At 73.9% G+C, this 17,567-nt stretch carries 12 protein-coding genes, 1 pseudogene and 1 riboswitch; of the genes and pseudogenes, 4 read left to right on the plus strand and 9 right to left on the minus strand.

The genetic code is table 11. The features are described from left to right. Window positions 1–46 precede the first annotated feature (46 nt). The 5 genes and pseudogenes from ACFPL3_RS18815 to ACFPL3_RS18835 form a co-directional block, all read right to left on the minus strand. Entirely contained in the window at window positions 47–1,504 is a 1,458-nt protein-coding gene (locus ACFPL3_RS18815) for a rhamnulokinase (RefSeq protein WP_343940731.1), read from the minus strand. Beyond that, window positions 1,501–2,949 carry an L-fucose/L-arabinose isomerase family protein gene (locus tag ACFPL3_RS18820; RefSeq protein ID WP_343940732.1) on the minus strand — a complete coding sequence of 483 codons (1,449 nt, stop codon included), beginning with the start codon at window positions 2,947–2,949 and terminating at the stop codon, window positions 1,501–1,503. Before ACFPL3_RS18820 ends, ACFPL3_RS18815 begins: the two co-directional genes overlap by 4 nt. 19 nt (window positions 2,950–2,968) lie before the next feature. After that, entirely contained in the window at window positions 2,969–4,999 is a 2,031-nt protein-coding gene (locus ACFPL3_RS18825; RefSeq protein ID WP_343940733.1) for a bifunctional aldolase/short-chain dehydrogenase, read from the minus strand. A 75-nt stretch (window positions 5,000–5,074) separates the two neighbouring features. Next, entirely contained in the window at window positions 5,075–6,232 is a 1,158-nt protein-coding gene (gene rhaI / locus ACFPL3_RS18830; protein WP_343940769.1) for an L-rhamnose isomerase, read from the minus strand. 30 nt (window positions 6,233–6,262) lie between these two features. After that, window positions 6,263–6,577 (minus strand): annotated as a pseudogene (locus ACFPL3_RS18835) (L-rhamnose mutarotase); the annotation flags it as partial. A 257-nt stretch (window positions 6,578–6,834) separates the two neighbouring features. Here ACFPL3_RS18835 and ACFPL3_RS18840 point away from each other — a divergent pair. The 4 genes from ACFPL3_RS18840 to ACFPL3_RS18855 all read left to right on the plus strand — a co-directional run bounded on the left by ACFPL3_RS18840 (window position 6,835) and on the right by ACFPL3_RS18855 (window position 14,237). Beyond that, window positions 6,835–8,127, plus strand: a complete 1,293-nt coding sequence (locus tag ACFPL3_RS18840; RefSeq protein ID WP_343940734.1) for an MFS transporter — start codon at window positions 6,835–6,837, stop codon at window positions 8,125–8,127. Continuing rightward, complete coding sequence (locus tag ACFPL3_RS18845) at window positions 8,124–12,221, plus strand: hypothetical protein (protein WP_343940735.1); 4,098 nt, start codon at window positions 8,124–8,126, stop codon at window positions 12,219–12,221. The genes ACFPL3_RS18840 and ACFPL3_RS18845 overlap by 4 nt, the downstream gene beginning before the upstream one ends. Window positions 12,222–12,334: 113 nt before the next feature. Then, window positions 12,335–13,333, plus strand: coding sequence for a LacI family DNA-binding transcriptional regulator (locus ACFPL3_RS18850; protein ID WP_343940736.1), 999 nt, complete (start codon window positions 12,335–12,337; stop codon window positions 13,331–13,333). Between the two features lie 88 nt (window positions 13,334–13,421). Further along, window positions 13,422–14,237 (plus strand): tetratricopeptide repeat protein, encoded by an 816-nt coding sequence (locus ACFPL3_RS18855; RefSeq protein WP_343940737.1) that lies wholly within the window; start codon window positions 13,422–13,424, stop codon window positions 14,235–14,237. Here ACFPL3_RS18855 and ACFPL3_RS18860 read toward each other — a convergent pair. The 4 genes from ACFPL3_RS18860 to ACFPL3_RS18875 all read right to left on the minus strand — a co-directional run bounded on the left by ACFPL3_RS18860 (window position 14,156) and on the right by ACFPL3_RS18875 (window position 17,563). After that, on the minus strand, window positions 14,156–14,914 hold the full coding sequence (locus tag ACFPL3_RS18860) for an ABC transporter ATP-binding protein (protein WP_343940738.1): 759 nt from the start codon (window positions 14,912–14,914) through the stop codon (window positions 14,156–14,158). The genes ACFPL3_RS18855 and ACFPL3_RS18860 overlap by 82 nt on opposite strands. Further along, complete coding sequence (locus ACFPL3_RS18865; RefSeq protein WP_343940739.1) at window positions 14,907–15,653, minus strand: ABC transporter permease; 747 nt, start codon at window positions 15,651–15,653, stop codon at window positions 14,907–14,909. The genes ACFPL3_RS18860 and ACFPL3_RS18865 overlap by 8 nt, the downstream gene beginning before the upstream one ends. A 97-nt stretch (window positions 15,654–15,750) precedes the next feature. After that, complete coding sequence (locus ACFPL3_RS18870) at window positions 15,751–16,770, minus strand: ABC transporter substrate-binding protein (RefSeq protein ID WP_343940740.1); 1,020 nt, start codon at window positions 16,768–16,770, stop codon at window positions 15,751–15,753. Further along, a riboswitch (TPP riboswitch) is annotated at window positions 16,761–16,874 on the minus strand. (Overlaps the previous gene by 10 nt.) Window positions 16,875–16,900: 26 nt before the next feature. Beyond that, window positions 16,901–17,563, minus strand: coding sequence for a hypothetical protein (locus ACFPL3_RS18875; RefSeq protein WP_343940741.1), 663 nt, complete (start codon window positions 17,561–17,563; stop codon window positions 16,901–16,903). Window positions 17,564–17,567: the final 4 nt, after the last annotated feature.

Consider the following 17,567-nt stretch of genomic DNA (forward strand, 5'->3'; position numbering starts at 1 on the left):
GCACACCGGCTGCAACCGGTGTGTGAGCGCCACTGGTGGTGTGCGGTCACGCGCGGGCGCCAGTGGGCGCGCGCTCGAGGCGCCCCTCGGCCTCCGCCCAGGCGTGCTCGTCGCCCCGCGGCTCGTAGCGCGTGAGCGGCTGGGTGGCGCGCAGCAGCCCGCGCAGGGCGGCGAGGTCGCCGTGCAGCGCGCCCAGGGCGCGGGCCTGCACCAGGACGTTCCCCATCGCCGTGGCCTCCACCGGCCCGGCGACGACGGGCAGCCCGCACGCGTCGGCCGTGAGCCGGCACAGCAGCGCGTTGCGCGCCCCGCCGCCCACGACGTGCACGACGTCGACCTCGCGGCCCGACAGCGCCACCGCCTGGCGCACCACGCGGCGGTGGGCCAGCGCCAGGCTCTCCAGCACGCAGCGGACGGTCGCGGCCCGGCTCGCGGGCGCCTCCTGGCCGAGCGCCCGGCACGCGTCGGCGATGCGCCGCGGCATGTCACCGGGCGGGAGGAAGGCCGGGTCGAAGGCGTCGACGACCGCGGCGAACGCCGGCGCTCGGGCCGCCTCGTCGAGCACCGTCGGCAGGTCGGTGTCCGGCCAGGCGCGCAGGCACTCCTGCAGCATCCACAGCCCCATCACGTTGCGCAGGTAGCGCACGGTGCCGTCGACACCCAGCTCGTTGGAGAAGTTCGCCGCCCGGCTCGCCTCCGTGAGCACCGGCGCGGGCAGCTCCACCCCGACCAGCGACCACGTGCCGCAGGAGATGAACGCGAACCGCTCGCCCCCGGCGGGCACGCCCACCACGGCCGACGCCGTGTCGTGGGAGCCCACCGCGATCACCGGCACCGGACCGGTGAGGCCGGTGTCGGCGAGCACGTGCGGAGCGACGTCCCCGATCCGCTCCCCCGCCTCGATCAGCGGCGCGAACAGGTGCGGGTCGATGCCCACGCGCCGCGCGACGTCGGCCGACCAGGCCCGCGCGCGGACGTCGAGCAGCCCTGTGGTGGACGCGTTGGTCACCTCGGCGCGGCGGACACCGGTGAGCCAGTACGCGAGCAGGTCGGGCAGCAGGAGCAGATCCCGTGCCGCCTCCAGCTGCGGCGTGCCGAGCGAGGCCACCAGCTGGTAGATCGTGTTGATCGGCATCACCTGCACGCCCGTGGCGGCGTACAGGTCGGCGGGCGGGACGATCCCGTCCACCCGCTCGGCCACCCCGTCGGTGCGGGAGTCGCGGTGGTGCACCGGGTTGCCGAGCAGGGCGCCGGTGGCATCGAGCAGGCCGTAGTCGACGCCCCACGAGTCGATGCCCACCGCGTCGAGGTGCGGGCCCGCGGCGCGCAGGCCGTCCAGCACGCCCCGGTACAGCGCGAGCAGGTCCCAGTGCAGCACGGCGCCCAGCCGCACCGGGCCGTTCGGGAACCGGGCGACCTCGGTGAGTTCCAGCCGGTCGGCTCCCACCTCGGCGGCCATCACCCGGCCGCTGGAGGCCCCGAGGTCGACCGCGGCGACCCTCACAACCGCACCTGCACGAACTCGAGTCCGAGCAACTCGGCCACGGCCTTGAGTTCCGCGGCACGGTGGCCGGTGCCGAGCGCCCAGTGGTGGTCGACGCCCGACGCGCTCCAGGCGTCGGTCCACTCGCCGGGGTCGCAGCCGAAATCGACGCGGGACGTGGTGTTCCCGATCCTCAGCAGCGGGCCGGGCACCACCGTGCCCTCCGAGGCGACCATGACGTAGCGGCCGTCGCGGCGCTGCCCGATCCCGAACGTCGTGACCGGGCCCTGCTTCACGTCGAACTCGACGGACACGCCCCACCCGCGCTTGCCGTGGTAGACGCCCAGGCCCCGCAGCAGCGGCTTGCGGGCGCTGATCGCCAGGTGCGCGGGCCCGTCGTGGCCCATCTCCACGACGTCGTCGGAGAAGTTCAGCGCCTGCAGCTCGGTGAACGACCCGCCACCACCGAGCCGGTCCATGATCAGCATGGCGATGGAGTTGCGCAGCTCGTACTCCCCCGCCGCCGGGATCCCGCGGCCGGTGAGCAGCGAGGCGCCCAGGATCATGCCCGCGCCGAGCTTCTCGTGCTGCTCGCCGTTCAGGCCGCGGTGGTAGTAGGCGAGCGAGTCGAGCGCGAAGTCGTCGACGAGCCGGTCGAGCCCCACCGACACCCGGGCGCCCCACGCCAGGTCGTCCGGGTTGACCGTGTCGTCGAGCTCGAACACCTCCGTCGCGAGGTCCACGCGCTCGCGGACCTGCGCGTCGGTGACGTCCTCCACCCGCACCCGCAGGTCGTCGAACTCGAGCACCTCGACGTGCCCGCCGAGCTGCGTCGACACCGAGGTGAGGTCGGTGGAGACGTCGAGCATCCCGGGGTAGAGGTGCCCCATCAGCCCGTGCCTGCCGTGCCGCAGCGCCCCGCGCACGCCGGCCGCCTTCACCCAGCGCTCGATGCGCGCCCAGGCGCGCTCGTCCTCCAGGTAGCCCGACACGGACCGGAACTCGACGCCCGCGCGCTCGAACGCGTTGGCCATCTCCGGCAGCGGGCACGCGCCGCAGTAGGCGAGCCACGCGCCGGTGTCGAACGTGTCGTGGTCCATCTTCTCGGTGGGCTGCAGGTTGATCAGCAGCACCGGCGCGCCGCTGCGCTGCGCCACCGGGAGCAGCATCGACGCCGTCATGTACGTCGTCAGGAACCCGACGATGAGGTCGCAGCCCGCCGTGCGCAGCTTCTCGGCGGCAGCCGCGCCCTCGGGGGCGTCGGAGATGAAGCCGACGTCCACGACCTCGATGTCACCCACCTGGCTCAGCCGCTCCGACACGCGCGCGGCCGAGCGCTGCAGCTGCGGGAGCAGGTCGGGGAACTGCGGCCAGTAGGCGCCGAGCCCGCCGGCGACCAGCCCGACGGTGGTGCGGCGCGGTGTCACGCGCTGCAGCGCGGCCGGGCTCTCGAGCAGGGACGTCATCGTTCCTCCTTCTGGAGCTCTAGCGCAGGAAGGCCGCCGCCACCCCGGCGTCGACCGGGACGTGCAGGCCGGTGGTGTGGGTGAGGTCGCCGCCGGTGAGCGCGAACACCGCCGCCGCGACGTGCTCGGGCAGCACCTCCCGCTTCAGCAGGGTGCGCTGGGCGTAGAACTTGCCCAGCTCCTCCTCCGGCACCCCGTAGACGGCCGCGCGCTGCGCGCCCCAGCCGCCCGCGAAGATCCCGGAACCGCGCACGACCCCGTCGGGGTTCACGCCGTTGACGCGGATGCCGTGCTCGCCCAGCTCGGCCGCGAGCAACCGCACCTGGTGGGCCTGGTCGGCCTTCGCGGCGCCGTAGGCCACATTGTTCGGGCCGGCGAACACGCCGTTCTTGCTGGAGATGTAGACGATGTCGCCGCCCAGCCCCTGCGCGATCATCGCCTGCGCGCCGGCGCGGGAGACGAGGAACGAGCCCTTCGCCATGACGTCGTGCTGCAGGTCCCAGTCGGCCTCCGTGGTCTCCAGCAGCGGCTTGGAGATCGACAGGCCGGCGTTGTTGACCACCAGGTCGACCCCACCGAAGGCCAGCGCCGCGGCGTCGACGGCGGCGGCCACCGCGTCGGCGTCGGTGACGTCCACGGTGACCGGCACCGCGACGTCGGCCGACCCCAGCTCCGCGGCCACGGCCGCGGCCGCGTCGGCGTCCCGGTCGGCGACGACGACGCAGGCGCCCTCGGCCGCCAGGCGGTGCGCGATGGCCTTGCCGATGCCCGACCCGCCGCCGGTGACGAACGCGATCCGGGTGGCGAGCGGCTTCGGCTTCGGCATCCGCTGGAGCTTGGCCTCCTCCAGGGCCCAGTACTCGATGCGGAACTTCTCCGACTCCGGGATCGGCGCGTAGGTCGACACGGCCTCCGCGCCGCGCATCACGTTGATCGCATTGACGTAGAACTCGCCCGCCACGCGCGCGGTCTGCTTGTTCGCGCCGAAGCTGAACATGCCGACGCCCGGCACCAGCACGATCGCCGGGTCGGCCCCGCGCATGGACGGGCTGTCCGGCGTGGCGTGCCGCTCGTAGTAGGCGCGGTAGTCCTCGCGGTAGTCCGCGTGCAGCTCCTTCAGCCGAGCGATCACCTCGTCCAGCGGGGCGGTGGCCGGCAGGTCGAGCACGAGCGGCGCGACCTTGGTGCGCAGGAAGTGGTCCGGGCAGCTCGTGCCCAGGGCGGCGAGCGGGGCCAGCTTCTCCCGCGACAGGAAATCGAGTACGACATCCGAGTCGGTGAAGTGGCCGACCTGGCGCCGGTCGGTGGAGGCGAGCCCCCGGATCACCGGGGCGAGCGCGGCGGCGCGGGCCCGGCGCTCGTCCTCCGGCAGGGGTTCGTAACCGGGGCGCAGCGGGCCGAACGGCTCCGCCGCACCCCGGGAGTCGATGTAGGCCTGGGCGGTGCGGATGATGTCGAGCGAATTGCGCTCGCACTCCTCGCTGGTGGTGCCCCACGCCGTGATCCCGTGCCCGCCGAGGATCACGCCGATGGCCTGCGGGTTGGCCGCCTTGATGGCGGCGATGTCGAGACCCAGCTGGAAGCCGGGGCGCCGCCACGGCACCCATAGCACCCGGTCGCCGAAGATCTCCTTCGTGAGGGCCTCACCGTCCGCGGCGGCCGCGATCGCGATGCCGGCGTCCGGGTGCAGGTGGTCGACGTGGTCGGCCTCGACGAGCCCGTGCATCGCCGTGTCGATCGACGGCGCGGCACCGCCCTTGCCGTGCAGGCAGTAGTCGAACGCGGCGACCATCTCGTCCTCGCGCTCCACCCCCGGGTAGACGTCGACGAGCGCCCGCATCCGGTCCAGCCGTAGCACGGCCAGGCCCTTCTCGGTGAGCGTGCCGAGGTCGCCCCCGGACCCCTTCACCCAGATCAGGTCGACCGGCTGACCGGTCACCGGGTCGGTCTCCGACCCCTTCGCGGAGGTGTTGCCCCCCGCGTAGTTGGTGGTGGTCGGGTCGGCCCCCAGCCGGTTGCTCCGGTCGATGAGCTGCTGAACGACGGTCATGATCCCTTCCGGGTTCGTGAGGTGTGGGGTCGTGAGTGGATACGAGTGCTGGAGCACTCGTATCCACTCACGGGGCTACGCGCCCCAGCCCGCCTGCTCGCCACCCACCCGCTCGGCCACGATCTTCTCGAAGTAGCCGGAGCGCTGGTAGGCGGCGATCGGGTCGGGGTCGAGGCCCATCTCCTCACGGACCTCGCGCAGGAGCGGGCGGACGTCGGTGTTGTAGGCGTCCATCAGCACCGCGTTGGCGCCGAGCACGTCACCGGCCTGCTGGGCCGCGGCGAGCGCGTCGGCGTCGACGAGCAGGGCCTTGGCGGTGGCCTCCTGCACGTTCAGCACGGAGCGGATGATCGCCGGGATCTTCGGCTCGATGTTGTGGCACTGGTCCAGCATGAACGCGATGCCGGCCTCCTCGCCGAGCGCGTCGGCGGAGACGATCTCGTGCATGATCCGGAACAGCTGGAACGGGTCGGCCGCACCCACCATGAGGTCGTCGTCGGCGTAGAAGCGGGAGTTGAAGTCGAACGCGCCCAGCTTCCCGGCCCGCAGCAGGAACGCCACGATGAACTCGATGTTGGTGCCCGGCGCGTGGTGGCCGGTGTCGATGCACACCGTGGCCTTGGGGCCCAGCTCGATGCAGTGCGCGTACGAGGTGCCCCAGTCCGGCACGTCGGTGGTGTAGAACGCGGGCTCGAAGAGCTTGTACTCCAGCAGCATCCGCTGGTGGTCGCCAAGCCGGTCGTAGACCTCGGAGAGCGCCTCGGCGAGCCGGTCCTGCCGGGCGCGGATCGAGTCCTGCCCGGGGTAGTTGGTGCCGTCGGAGAACCAGAGCTTGAGGTCGCGGCTGCCGGTGGCGTCCATGATGTCGACGCACTCGAGCAGGTGGTCGGTGGCCTTGCGGCGCACCGCCGGGTCGGGGTTGGTGACCGAGCCGAGCTTGTAGTCGTCGTCCTGGAAGACGTTGGCGTTGATCGCCCCGATCCCGACGCCGTGGTCGGCGGCGTGCTTGGCGAGCGCGGCGTAGTCGTCGACCTTGTCCCACGGGATGTGCAGCGCCACGGTGGGCGCCACCCCCGTGAGCCGGTGCACCACGCCGGCGTCGGCGATCTTCTCCTCGGGATTGCGCGGCACCCCGGGCTGGGCGAACACCTTGAACCGCGTGCCGGAGTTGGCGTAGGCCCACGACGGGGTCTCGATGCGCTGCTGCCGCAGGGCGGCCCGGACGTCTCTCACCTGTCGTTCTCCGTTCTCCGGCAGCTGGTCCTCCAGGTGGAAGACCTCCTCGAGGACAAGGAACCCCTCGTCCGGTGCCCGGCCGTCGAGGCCGGTGAAGTACTGCGCCATCTCGGCCTGCCAGCGGGCGTTCACCTCGGTGCCGGCCATGGCGCGCTGTGCGGCGGCCAGGTCGTCGCACTCGACGTACCCCACGAGCAGGCCGTCCTCGCGGACGTGCAGCGAGTAGTTCCGCCAGCCGGTGTCGCGCAGCGCCGCGAGCATCTCCGGCCAGACGGCACGGTGGCGCTCCTTGTACTCGTCCAGGCGGTCGGGCCGGACCTGGAGCAGGAAGCAGTACCGCAAGCGTTCGGCCCCCCATGCGACGACGTCGGCGACGGAATGAAACCTTTCAAATCACCCTACGGTGCAGCGACGGGAGGCGTCAACGGGCGCCTCGCACGCGACCGGTCAGCGACGACCGCACCAGGCCCATCTCGCAGAAGGCTGGGAAGTTCCCACCCGACGACGTGAGATTTGGGTCTTGTTGACGGTCCGTGGCGACGCTAGCCTCCCGCCTTAATACGTTTCAAAGCCCGGCGTCGACGAGGACGAGGAGAGCCATGGCCGCACCGGATTCCGTCGGCGTGCAGTCCGGCGGGGACGACGCGACGATCAGCCGTCAGCAGTGGAAGTGGTCCGTGCTCGCCGCGATGGCGTCCTACCTGGACGCCGGTTCCATCGTGGCGCTCGGGGCCGGGCTCACCCTGTTCCAGGCGGAGCTGGGGCTGTCGAGCTTCGGCGTCGGGGCGCTCGCGGCCATCGGGCCGAACGCCATCGGGTGCGCCATCGGCGCGTTCATCGGTGGCCGGCTCGGCGACAAGCTCGGCCGCAAGCGCATCTACAAGTGGGACCTGCTGGTCTACGCGGTGGGCATCCTGCTGATCGCGTTCGCGGTGGACCCCGCGATGCTGTTCGTCGGCACGTTCGTCGTCGGCGTCGCGGTGGGTGCCGACGTGCCCACGTCGCTCGCGCTCGTCGGCGAGTTCGCCCCGGCCAAGGGACGCGGCCGGCTCATCGGCCTCACCCAGGTTGCGTGGAGCCTCGGCCCCGTCGTCGTGCTGCTGCTGGCGCTCGCGCTGAGCCCGATCGGCCTGCTCGGCACGCGCATCGTGTTCCTCCACCTCGCGCTCGTGGCGCTCGTGACGTGGGCGCTGCGGCGCGGCATGGTCGAGTCGGCGCGCTGGACGGCCGCCGCGGGCCGCGCGCGCTCCGCGGGTGACCAGGTGGCGGCGCTGTTCCGCGGGCCGAACCTGCGCGCGCTCGCCTGGACGGCCTCGATCTACACGTTCTGGGGCCTCGCGGCCGGCACGGCCGGCATCTTCACCCCGTACGTCGTGGAGACGCTCGGGGCGGGCACGCAGGCCGCGGGGGTGGCGCTGTCCTGCGCCGGCTTCGTGATCACGATCTTCTCGACGGTCTTCGTCTTCATGCGCTTCAACGACCGCAGCTACCGCACGCGGCGGATGATGTGGGGCATCGGCGCGGTGTTCCAGGTGGCCGCCTACGCGATCTTCCTCGTGCTGCCGTTCACCGTGCCGGTGGTGGTCGCCAACGTCGTGCTCTGGGGCATCGGCGCCTCGCTGGCGGGCGAGCCGACCTACAAGGTCTTCAGCCAGGAGCTGTTCCCGACGATGCTGCGCGGCACCGCGCAGGGCTTCACCTTCGGCGTGGCCCGCACGCTGCTGGGCATCTGGTCGTTCTTCGTGCCGGTGCTCGCCGCCGTCGAGATCGGCCCGGTGGCGTTGCTGCTCACCGTCTTCCTGCTGATCAGCGGCGTGATCGGGTTCTTCTGGATGCCCGACACCGTCGGCAAGTCGCTGGAGCAGATCGAGGCCGAGCGGGCCACCGCATGACGGGCGGGGTCGAGGACCTGCTCGCCCGGTTCACCGACCCCGGCCCGCAGTACGGCCCCCTGCCCATCTGGTGGTGGAGCGGCGCCCGGGTCACCCGGGAGCGGCTGCGGGCGCAGATGGAGCGGCTCGTGGCGGGGGGCGTGCGGCAGGCCGTGGTGCTCTGCCTCGCGCCCACCGGGCCGATGTTCGGATCGGTGGCCGACGATCCGCCGTTCCTCTCGCCGGAGTGGCTGGAGCTGTTCGACGCCGCCTGCGCCGACGCCGAGGAGCTGGGCTTCACGCTCTGGCTCTACGACCAGATCGGCTTCTCCGGTGCCAACTTCCAGGGCCGCCTGGTGGCGGCCGAGCCGGAGTTCGCCGGGCGGGCGCTGTTCCGGACCGAGCGCGACGGCACGGACGTGGCGCTCAGCCCGCCCGCCGGGCACGAGCCGCTCGCCGCCTACGCGGTGCTGCCGGACGGCGAACGGGTCGCCGTCCCGCTGGAGGGCGGCGCTGCCCGCTGGACCGGCCCGCACGCGCGCGTCGTGCTCGTCCACGCGGGTACCAGCGGATTCGACTACTTCTCCCCCGCGGCGTGCGCGGCGCTGCTGGATCAGGTGCACGGCACCATGGAGAAGGCCGTCGGCCACTGGTTCGCGCGAGCGGGCCGACGTCGTCCTGCGGGGGAGGCGCGCAGGGAGCGAGGAACGAGCGACCGAGCACCGGAGGAGCAGGACGGCGTCTCCCTGGGCCCGCGAGCACGCCGGAGCGAAGCAGAGGCCATCGAACACAGCGCGATCGGCGGCTTCTTCCAGGACGAGCTGCCCCCGATGCCCACGTGGGGCCACGACTTCGCGGCCACGTTCACCGAGGCGTACGGCTACGACCTGCTCCCGCAGCTCTGGGCGCTGTGGGAGCCGGACGCCTCCGCGGACGCAGCGGCGGTGCGCCGCGACTACCACGCCCACCGCGCCGCGCTCGCCCGCCGCGGCTTCTTCGACCAGCACGACGCCTGGTTCGCCGAGCGCGGCCTGGTCTGCGGGTTCGACCAGGCCTCCCCGGCCCGCGAGGGCGACCCGGTCGGCGGGGTGCACGCCTACGGCGACTACCTCGGCCTGCACCGCGGCTACGCGGCGCCCGGCAGCGACCACTGGGGCGACGCCAAGGTCCACAGCTCCCTCGCCCACGCAGGCGGCCACGAGCGCACCTGGATCGAGGCGTTCCACTCCTCCGGCTGGGGCGGCACCCTCGAGGAGACATACGACTGGCTCGCGGCGTTCCTGCGCCGCGGCGCCACCCTCTACGACCCGCATGCCGTCTACTACTCCACGGTGGGCGGCTGGTGGGAGTGGGCACCGCCGTCCACCTGCTGGCGCCAGCCGTACTGGCCCTCCTACCCGGTGTTCGCCACGGCCGTGGCGCGCCTGTGCGCGGTGCTCACCGCGGGCGAACACGTGGCCGACGTGCTGCTGCTCTCCCCCACCACCACCGCGCAGGCCCACGTCACGCTCGCCGGCCCGCTCCCGGACGCCGAGCGCGCCAGCCGCGTGTTCCACGAGCTGAACGGCGTGAACTCGTGGCTCTCGGAACGCCGCGGGGTGCTGGAGCGGGCGGGCGTCGACCACGACGCGCTCGACGAGGCCACGCTCGCCGCGGGTGAGGTGCGCGCGGGCGCGCTCCGGGTGGGCGCCGAGGACTTCCGCACCGTGGTCCTGCCCGCGGTGTCGGCGCTGCACGCAGGCGCGGCGCAGCGGCTGCTCGATTTCGCGGCCGCGGGCGGCCGGGTGCTCTGCGTCGAGCGCGCGCCGGACCTGTTCCCCGGCGACGACGCGGGTGTGGCCGAGCGGTTCGCGGCGGCCGTCGCCGACGGGACGATCACGCTCGTCGGCACCGCCGAGGACGTGCCGGCCGCGGTGCGGCACGGGCCGGTGCGCGTGCGGGCCGACGCGCCGTTCCTGCTGCGGCGCCACGGCGACGCCCACGTCCTCGCCCTCACCGCGCACGACGAGCACACCGGCACCGAGGCGCCGATCCTCGACCTGCACGGGTCCTGGCTGGAGAGCGGCTTCACCTGGCAGGGCTACAACGACGCACTGCGGTCCACGGGCTACCGGTTCCGCCCGCCCGGCGACCGGGTGGCGCACGTGCGCGTCGCGGGGATCGACCGGCCGCGGGCGCAGAGCTGGTCGCCGGGCACGGGACGGCGCACCGAGCTCGACGTCACGGCCGCGCAGGACGGCGCGTGGGAGCTCACCGTGCCTTTCGACGACGGCGCCGTCGCGCTCGTCGTCCTCGCCCCCGGGCTCCCGGACGCGACGGCCGACCCGCTCGGCCCGGTGGAGGAGACGATCCCGCTGCCCGGGCCGTGGCGGGCCCTGCCGGAGTCCACGTTGGACAACCGCTGGGGCGACCTCGCCGCCGCCGACCGCGGAGGCGTCCTCCCCATCGAGGCCTGGCGCCTGGAGCACGCCACGACCCCCGCCCCCGAAGGGCAGGAAAGCCACATTCAGGGCCTCTCCGGCCCTGAATGTGGCTTTCCTGAACCCCCGTGGACGCCCGTCACCGCCTCATTCGGGACCTTCGCCCTCGTCCGCGGGCCCTGGGGCGACGGCACGCCGCCGCCGTGGCGGCCCGTCGAGTGGTCCCTCGCGCGAGGGCTGCGCGACGACCCCGCGCACGCCGAGACCCTCGGCCCCAAGGGCCGGGTGCCGGAGGAGTTCCTCGACTGGCGGCACGTCGCTGCGGGCGAGCGGGTGGCCGTGCGCACGCACCTGCCGCTGCCGGACCGGCCGGGCCTGCTGCTCGCGATGGGGGCCGGGGCGCCGCGGCGGGTGCTGGTGGACGGCGCCGAGGTGCCGGTCGACGGCGCGGGGCACCTGTCGTTCAGCCCTCTCCCGGCCGGCCGCACCGTCGCCGTCGAGATCGAGCTGACCGCCGAGCGCGACGGCCCGCTGCGCGCGGGCTTCGCCGTGGTGACCGACGCGGACGCCTACCGCCGCCCGGAGTGGATGCTGCCCGGGGGGCCGGTGGTGGTGGGCGGGTCGGCCGACCTCGTCCTCGACCTCCCGCTCGACGCGGTGGCCGCCGACGCGCGGGTGCACGTGGGCTCGGACGGGGCGTGCCAGGTGCTCGTCAACGGTGTGGAGGTGGGCCGTCAGGGCGACTTCCAGCCCTACCCCGGCCACCGCGAGGTCCGGGTGCACGACTACGACCTGGGCCCGCACCTGCGCGCCGGCGTCAACGAGGTCGTGCTCCGGGTGACCAACCAGGACGGCGAGCCCACCGCGGCCACGCTCGACTCCCCCGGTCTCGGGGTGTGCAGCGGGCCCGGGTGGCGTGCGCGGCGCGACGACGTGGCGGTGCCGCTGGTGCTGCGCCGCCGCCACCCGGGCGATCCGGCGTTCGTCTGCGCGGTCACGCGCCCCCACCCGCTTCCGGGTGCGGCGTGGCTGGACCCGGCCGCCGCCGGGCGCGGCGTGGTGCTGCCGGTGGTGCCGGACGTCGCGCCGGGCCCGGAGCGCACCGAGTGGCTGCGGCTGCGCGTGCCCGCGGGCACGGTGGGGCTGCGGGTGCCGACCACGTTGCCGGTGACGGCGTTCCTGGACGGCGCCGCGTTCACCCCCGTGGACGGGGTCGTGCGGCTGCCCGCTCCCGCCCCGCACGGCACCGATGTGCTGCTGCGCCTCATCGCGCGCGACGGCAGGCGCGGCGGCGCGCTGCTGGACGGCCCCGTGGAGCTCGAGGTCGTCGAGGCCGAGGTGCCGCTCGTGGCCTGGGAGGAGCTGGGGTTGCGGGCCCTGGGCGGGCAGGTGACCTACCGGACCGCGCTCACCGTGGCCGCGGGCGGGCGGTGCGTGCTCGACCTCGGCGAGGTGCGCGGCACCGCGGACGTCCGGGTCAACGGTGCGCTCGCCGCGCGGCTGGTCTGGGGGCCGTGGCGCGCCGAGGTCACCGACCACCTGCGCCCGGGCGGGAACGAGATCGAGGTGGTGGTGCGCGGCACGCTCGCCGGCTACCTCGACGACGCCTCCCCCACCGCGGGCGTGTACGCGGGCCAGGTCCGGACGGGCCTGTTCGGCCCGGTCGTGCTGCGCAGGCACCGGGACCCCTCGTGATCAGCGGGGCGCGTCCGGCGGGGTTGCGGCCCCGGGAGCACTAGACTGGATCCGTTCAGAGGTCTCGGGAGGCGGTCGTGACGGCGGGGACGAGCCCACGAGGCGTCCCGAGCATGAAGGACGTGGCGCTGCGCGCCGGCGTCTCGCTCGGCACCGTGTCCAACGTCCTCAACCGCCCCGAGCTGGTGAGCGACCGCACCCGGCAGCGGGTGCTCGCCGCGATCGCCGACCTGGGTTTCGTGCGCAACGAGTCGGCGCGCCAGCTGCGCGGCGGGGGCAGCCGCACGCTGGCCTACGTCGTGCTCGACACGTCCAACCCGTTCTTCACCGACGTGGCCGAGGGCGTGCAGGAGGCGGCGGACGCCGCGGGTCTCGCGCTCTTCCTGTGCAACAGCGCCGAGAGCGACGCCCGGCAGACGAGCTTCCTCGACCTGCTCGAGCAGCAGCGGGTGGAGGGGGTGCTGATCACCCCGGTGGACGTCACCGACCCGCGCATCGCGGCGCTGGCCGGACGCGGCACGCCGGTGGTGATCGTCGACCGCGGGGCCGGTCCGGACGGCTGCTCCGTGGCCGTCGACGACGTGCTCGGCGGCGAACTCGCCGTCACGCACCTGCTGGAGACCGGCCACCGCCGCATCGCGTTCGTCGGTGGCCCCCGCGCGATCGGGCAGGTGGCGGACCGGATCGCCGGGGCGGAGAAGGCCGCAGCCCGCGCGTCGGGCGCGGAGCTGGTGATCCTGGAGACCGCGGCGCTCAACGTCGCCGAGGGGCGCCGGGCCGGGGAACGCATTGCCGGGATGCCCGCGGCGCGGCGTCCGACGGCGGCGTTCTGCGCCAACGACCTGCTCGCGCTCGGGCTGCTGCAGCAGATGGTGCGCCTGGGCCTGCGCGTTCCCGACGACCTCGCGATCGTCGGCTACGACGACATCGAGTTCGCCGAGGCCGCCGCCGTGCCGTTGACCTCGGTGAGCCAGCCCCGCCAGCTGCTGGGGCGCACCGCCGCCGAGCTGCTGCTCGAGGAGGCCCGCACCCCGGAGAGCCACGAGCACCAGCAGGTGGTCTTCGCCCCCGAACTCGTGGTGCGCGCGTCCACGCGGCTGCGGCCGGCCTGACACCCCGTCCCGAATGCGGGACCCGCTTCGGGGCCCGCAGCGGGCATCGGTAGCGTCTGGCCCCACCGTTCGGGGGAAGGGGTCGGCAATGGCGTGGTGGTCCCGCGAGGGACGCGATCGTGGATCGGCCCGCCAGCGGGACCGGCGGGAGGATGCCGCCGCCCTCGCCGAGCGCAACGCCGACGGCGTCAGCTACTTCGCGGCCGGCCGGGTGGCCGAGGCGATCCCCCGGTTCGAGGACGCCTACGAGGGGTGCATCGGCACGTTCGGCGGCGACCACCCGCACACGCTCACGGTGGCGGGCAACCTCGCCGCGGCGTGCGTGGCCGCCGGGGAGCGGCGCGGCCTGGAGCTGATGGCCGCGAACCTCGCCGACCGGGTGCGCGTGTTCGGCGACGACGACCCGCGCACGCTCACCGCGGCCGACGCGCTGGCCTCGGCCTACCGTCTGGCGGGGCAGGCGAGCGATGCGGTGGAGCTGTCCACGCGCGTCACGGCGGAGCGCCGCCGGGTGCTCGGGCCCACCCACCCGGACACCCTCGTCTCCCGCATGGGGATGGCGCTGGCGCGGGCCGCTTCCGGGGACGTCCTGGCGGCCCTCACGCTGCTCGAGGTCGCGCTGCACGACGCGGAGCAGGCGCACGGCGCGCGTCACCAGCACACGATCGCGCTGCGGGCGAACGCCGCGGGCTGCCTCGCCGCGCTCGACCGCGCCGACGAGGCCGTCGTGCTGTTCCGGCAGGCCTTCGAGGACGCGTCGGCGCTGCTCGGCGCGAACCACCCCGACACGGTCGCGCTGCACGACGAGCTGTCGGCCGTCCTTCAGGACGGTGCGCCGCGCAGCGCGGCGAGCAGCTCCGACTCGACCTCCGCGAACCGCGTCGAGGTGATCAGCTCGACCTGACGCGGGCGGGGCAGGTCCACCACCACCTCCCGCCGCACGCGGGTCGGGCGCGGGCCGAGCACCAGCACGCGGTCGGACAGGAACGCCGCCTCGCGGATGTCGTGCGTGATCAGCAGGACGGTCCAGCCGAAGCGGGCCCTGACCTCCTCCAGCCAGCTCTGCATGTCGGTGCGGGTGAGGGAGTCGAGCGCGCCGAACGGTTCGTCGAGCAGCAGCACGGCGCGGTCCTGCACGACGGTGCGCAGCAGCGCGGCCCGCTGGCGCATCCCGCCCGAGAGCTCGTGCGGCCGTGCCGACTCGAAGCCCTCCAGGCCGAACGGCGCGAACAGCGGGCGGGCCCGTTCCCGGGCCGCGCGCCGCGACATGCCGGCCACCTCGAGGCCGAGCGTGGTGTTGTCGAGCACCGTGCGCCACGGGAAGAGCAGGTCGCGCTGGGGCATGTAGGCGACGTGGTCGACGCGCCCGGTGGCGTCGTCGCCGTCCACCAGCACGCGCCCCGCGTCCGGGAGCTCCAACCCGGCGATCGCGTTGAACAGCGTGGACTTCCCGCAGCCGCTCGGCCCGATCACCGAGACGAACTCCCCCGGCGCCACGTCGAACTCCACCCCGTCCAGCACGGGGAGGGGACCGGGGAACGCCTTGTGCAGGCCGTCGACGGCGAGCTTGCGGTCAGCCACGGCGCCACCAGGGGATCACGAGCCGCTCCACGGCGTAGGTCAGCAGGAACAGCGTCACCGACAGCAGAGCCGTGACCAGCACGGCGGCGAGCACGAGGTCGGTGCGGAAGGAGTTCTTCTGCAGGCTCATGAAGATCCCCAGCCCGGCCGTGGCCCCGACGTACTCGGCGAAGATCGCGCCGGTGACGGCGTAGGTGATGCCGATGCGCAGCGCCGTGAAGAACCGGGGCATGGCGCCGGGCAGCCGCACGTAGCGGAACTGCTGCCAGCGCGTGGCGCCCATGCTGCGCAGGAGGTTGGTGGCCTGCCGGTCGGTGGCGGCGAACCCCTCGATCAGCCCGACCGTGATCGGGAAGAAGGTCACGAGGGCGATCACCACGACCTTCGGGAACAGGCCGAACCCGAACCAGATGATCAGCAGCGGGGCGATCGCGATGATCGGCAGCGTCTGCGAGGCCACGAGCAGGGGCGTGAGGGCGCGGCGCAGCCACGGAGAGAAGTCCACCGCGATGGCGATCGCCCAGCCCAGCGCCAGCGACACCGCGAACCCGACTGCGGTGACCTGCAGCGTGGGCACGGTGTGGGCCCAGATCTGGTCGCGGAACGCCCAGCCCTGCTCCAGCACCCGCAGCGGCGAGGGCAGCACCTGCGGCCGCACGTCGGCCGCGGTGACGTACCACTGCCACGCCACGAGCCCCGCCGCCACGAGCACCAGCGGCGGCACCGCCCGCCCCCACACCCGCGAGTCTCCCGTCCCGACCGCCCGAGTCCCGCGTTCCACCGGGGCGAGTCCCCCGTGGCGTCGCGGTGAGATCCCCGTTTCGGCGGTGCCGCCGTCAGGCCGGCGGTGCGAGGTAGTCATCGGTGAACCAGGTGGTGAAGTCGGGACGCTCGGTGAGCGGGCCGCCGTCCGGCCCGACGAGCACGCCGGAGTCGAACACCCACCCCGAGTAGCCCGCCCACATCTGTGCCGTCTGCGTGCCCACGCGGCCGTTCTCGTCGCGCAGGAACCGCTCGGCGAGCATCTCCTGGCTGCGCGTCACGAGCTCCGGCTCGGTGAACGCTCCGGGGTTGGCATCCATGAGCAGCTGGGCGGCGCGGTCCGGGTCGTCGGCCGCGAGCTGGTAGCCCCGCTGGGCCGCCTGCACGAACTTCGCCGCGAGGTCGGGGTGCTCGGCCAGCCAGGGCGAGTTCCCGATCAGCAGCACGTTGTAGGCGTCCGGGAAGCCGTAGTCGGTGTAGGAGAACGTCTTGAGCGGCTGCCCGCGCAGCTCCGCCTCGATGCCCTCCCAGGCCACGAACGGCTCGGTGAAGTCGACCTCGCCCGCGTAGAGCGCCTCGTAGGCGGCGGTGCCGAGCACGACCGTGTCGAACTCGCCCCTGCCGCCGTCGGCCTGGATGACGGCGCGCATCTTCGGCTCCTCGTAGGCGGCGCCGAACCCGCCGTAGGTCGTGCCGTCGAGGTCGCGGGGCGAGGTGATGTCGGCCCGGTCGGCCCGCACCGCGATCTGCGTGGCCCAGTGCTGCAGCACGGCCATGACGGAGGTGATGTCGGCGCCCGCCGCCTTCGAGAACGTGAAGGAGTCCTGGAAGCTGACGCCGAACTCGGCGGCGCCGGAGGACACGAGTGTGTCGGGCGAGGTGTTGTTGTACGGCAGGAGCTGGACGTCGAGGCCTGCTTCCTCGAACCAGCCCTCCTGCTGGGCCACGAAGAGCCCGGTGTGGTTGGTGTTGGGCGTCCAGTCGAGGGCGACGCGGACCGTCTCCGACCCGCTGCCGCCGCCGCAGCCGGCCAGCAGCAGAGCCAGCACCGCGCCGAGGGCGGCCAGGATCCGGGGGACGCGTACGGGTGCCACGAGTTCCTCCCTACGCCGGTACTAACCGGGTCAGGTGCGAACGGTCAGCGGCCGGTCCTGCCGCCCTCTCAGCCTCGGAACGCGAGGCTCCCGTGGGTCGGCACGAGGATACGTCGTGGGGCGGCCCCGCTCACCCCGGCCCGCGGCCGAGTTCCCGCGCCCCGACCCCGCGACCGCGGCGCGAGCCGGTGTAGGCCCACGCCCGCAGCCTGCGCAGCGGCGGGGACGGGACCAGCTGCGGGTGGGTGTTGTGGACGGGGTCGAACGCCACCGGACCGCCCTCGTGCGGCGCCTCGAGCACGAGCCGCCCGACGGCACGGGTGACGCCGTGCTCCCGCTCGGTCAGGGTGAAGGCCATCGGCGCGGCGACGGTGGCGGGGTCGGCGCCCGAGGTCGCCAGCCGGTCCTCCGGCTCGAGGCCGAGCACCACCCTGGTGCCCGCGGCCGCGTACGGCATGAGCGTCGTGTACGGGCGCCGCGTCCACCCGTGCGACGGGACGAGCACCCGGTTGCCACTGGTGAAGAGCACGTCGAGCACGTGGCCGCCGATCTCGGTGCGCACGGCGACGCCGAGCAGGTCGGGCAGGCCGCCCGGCGTCCCGGCGCCCTTCGACAGCCGCACGAGCGCGGGCCGCTCGCCGGTGCCGCCGAGCGCGTTCGCGAGCACGGAGTCCCGCTCGGTCAGCGCGACGCGGGCGTCGAACAGGGCTCCGCGGGAGTGCAGCGCGGGCGCGGAGCGCCACCGCGCGACGCCCGCGAACGTCGCGGAGACGAGCTGGCGCAGACCGGGCACGGTG

The organism is Pseudonocardia zijingensis (genome assembly GCF_042657305.1).
Lineage (GTDB): Bacteria > Actinomycetota > Actinomycetes > Mycobacteriales > Pseudonocardiaceae > Pseudonocardia > Pseudonocardia zijingensis.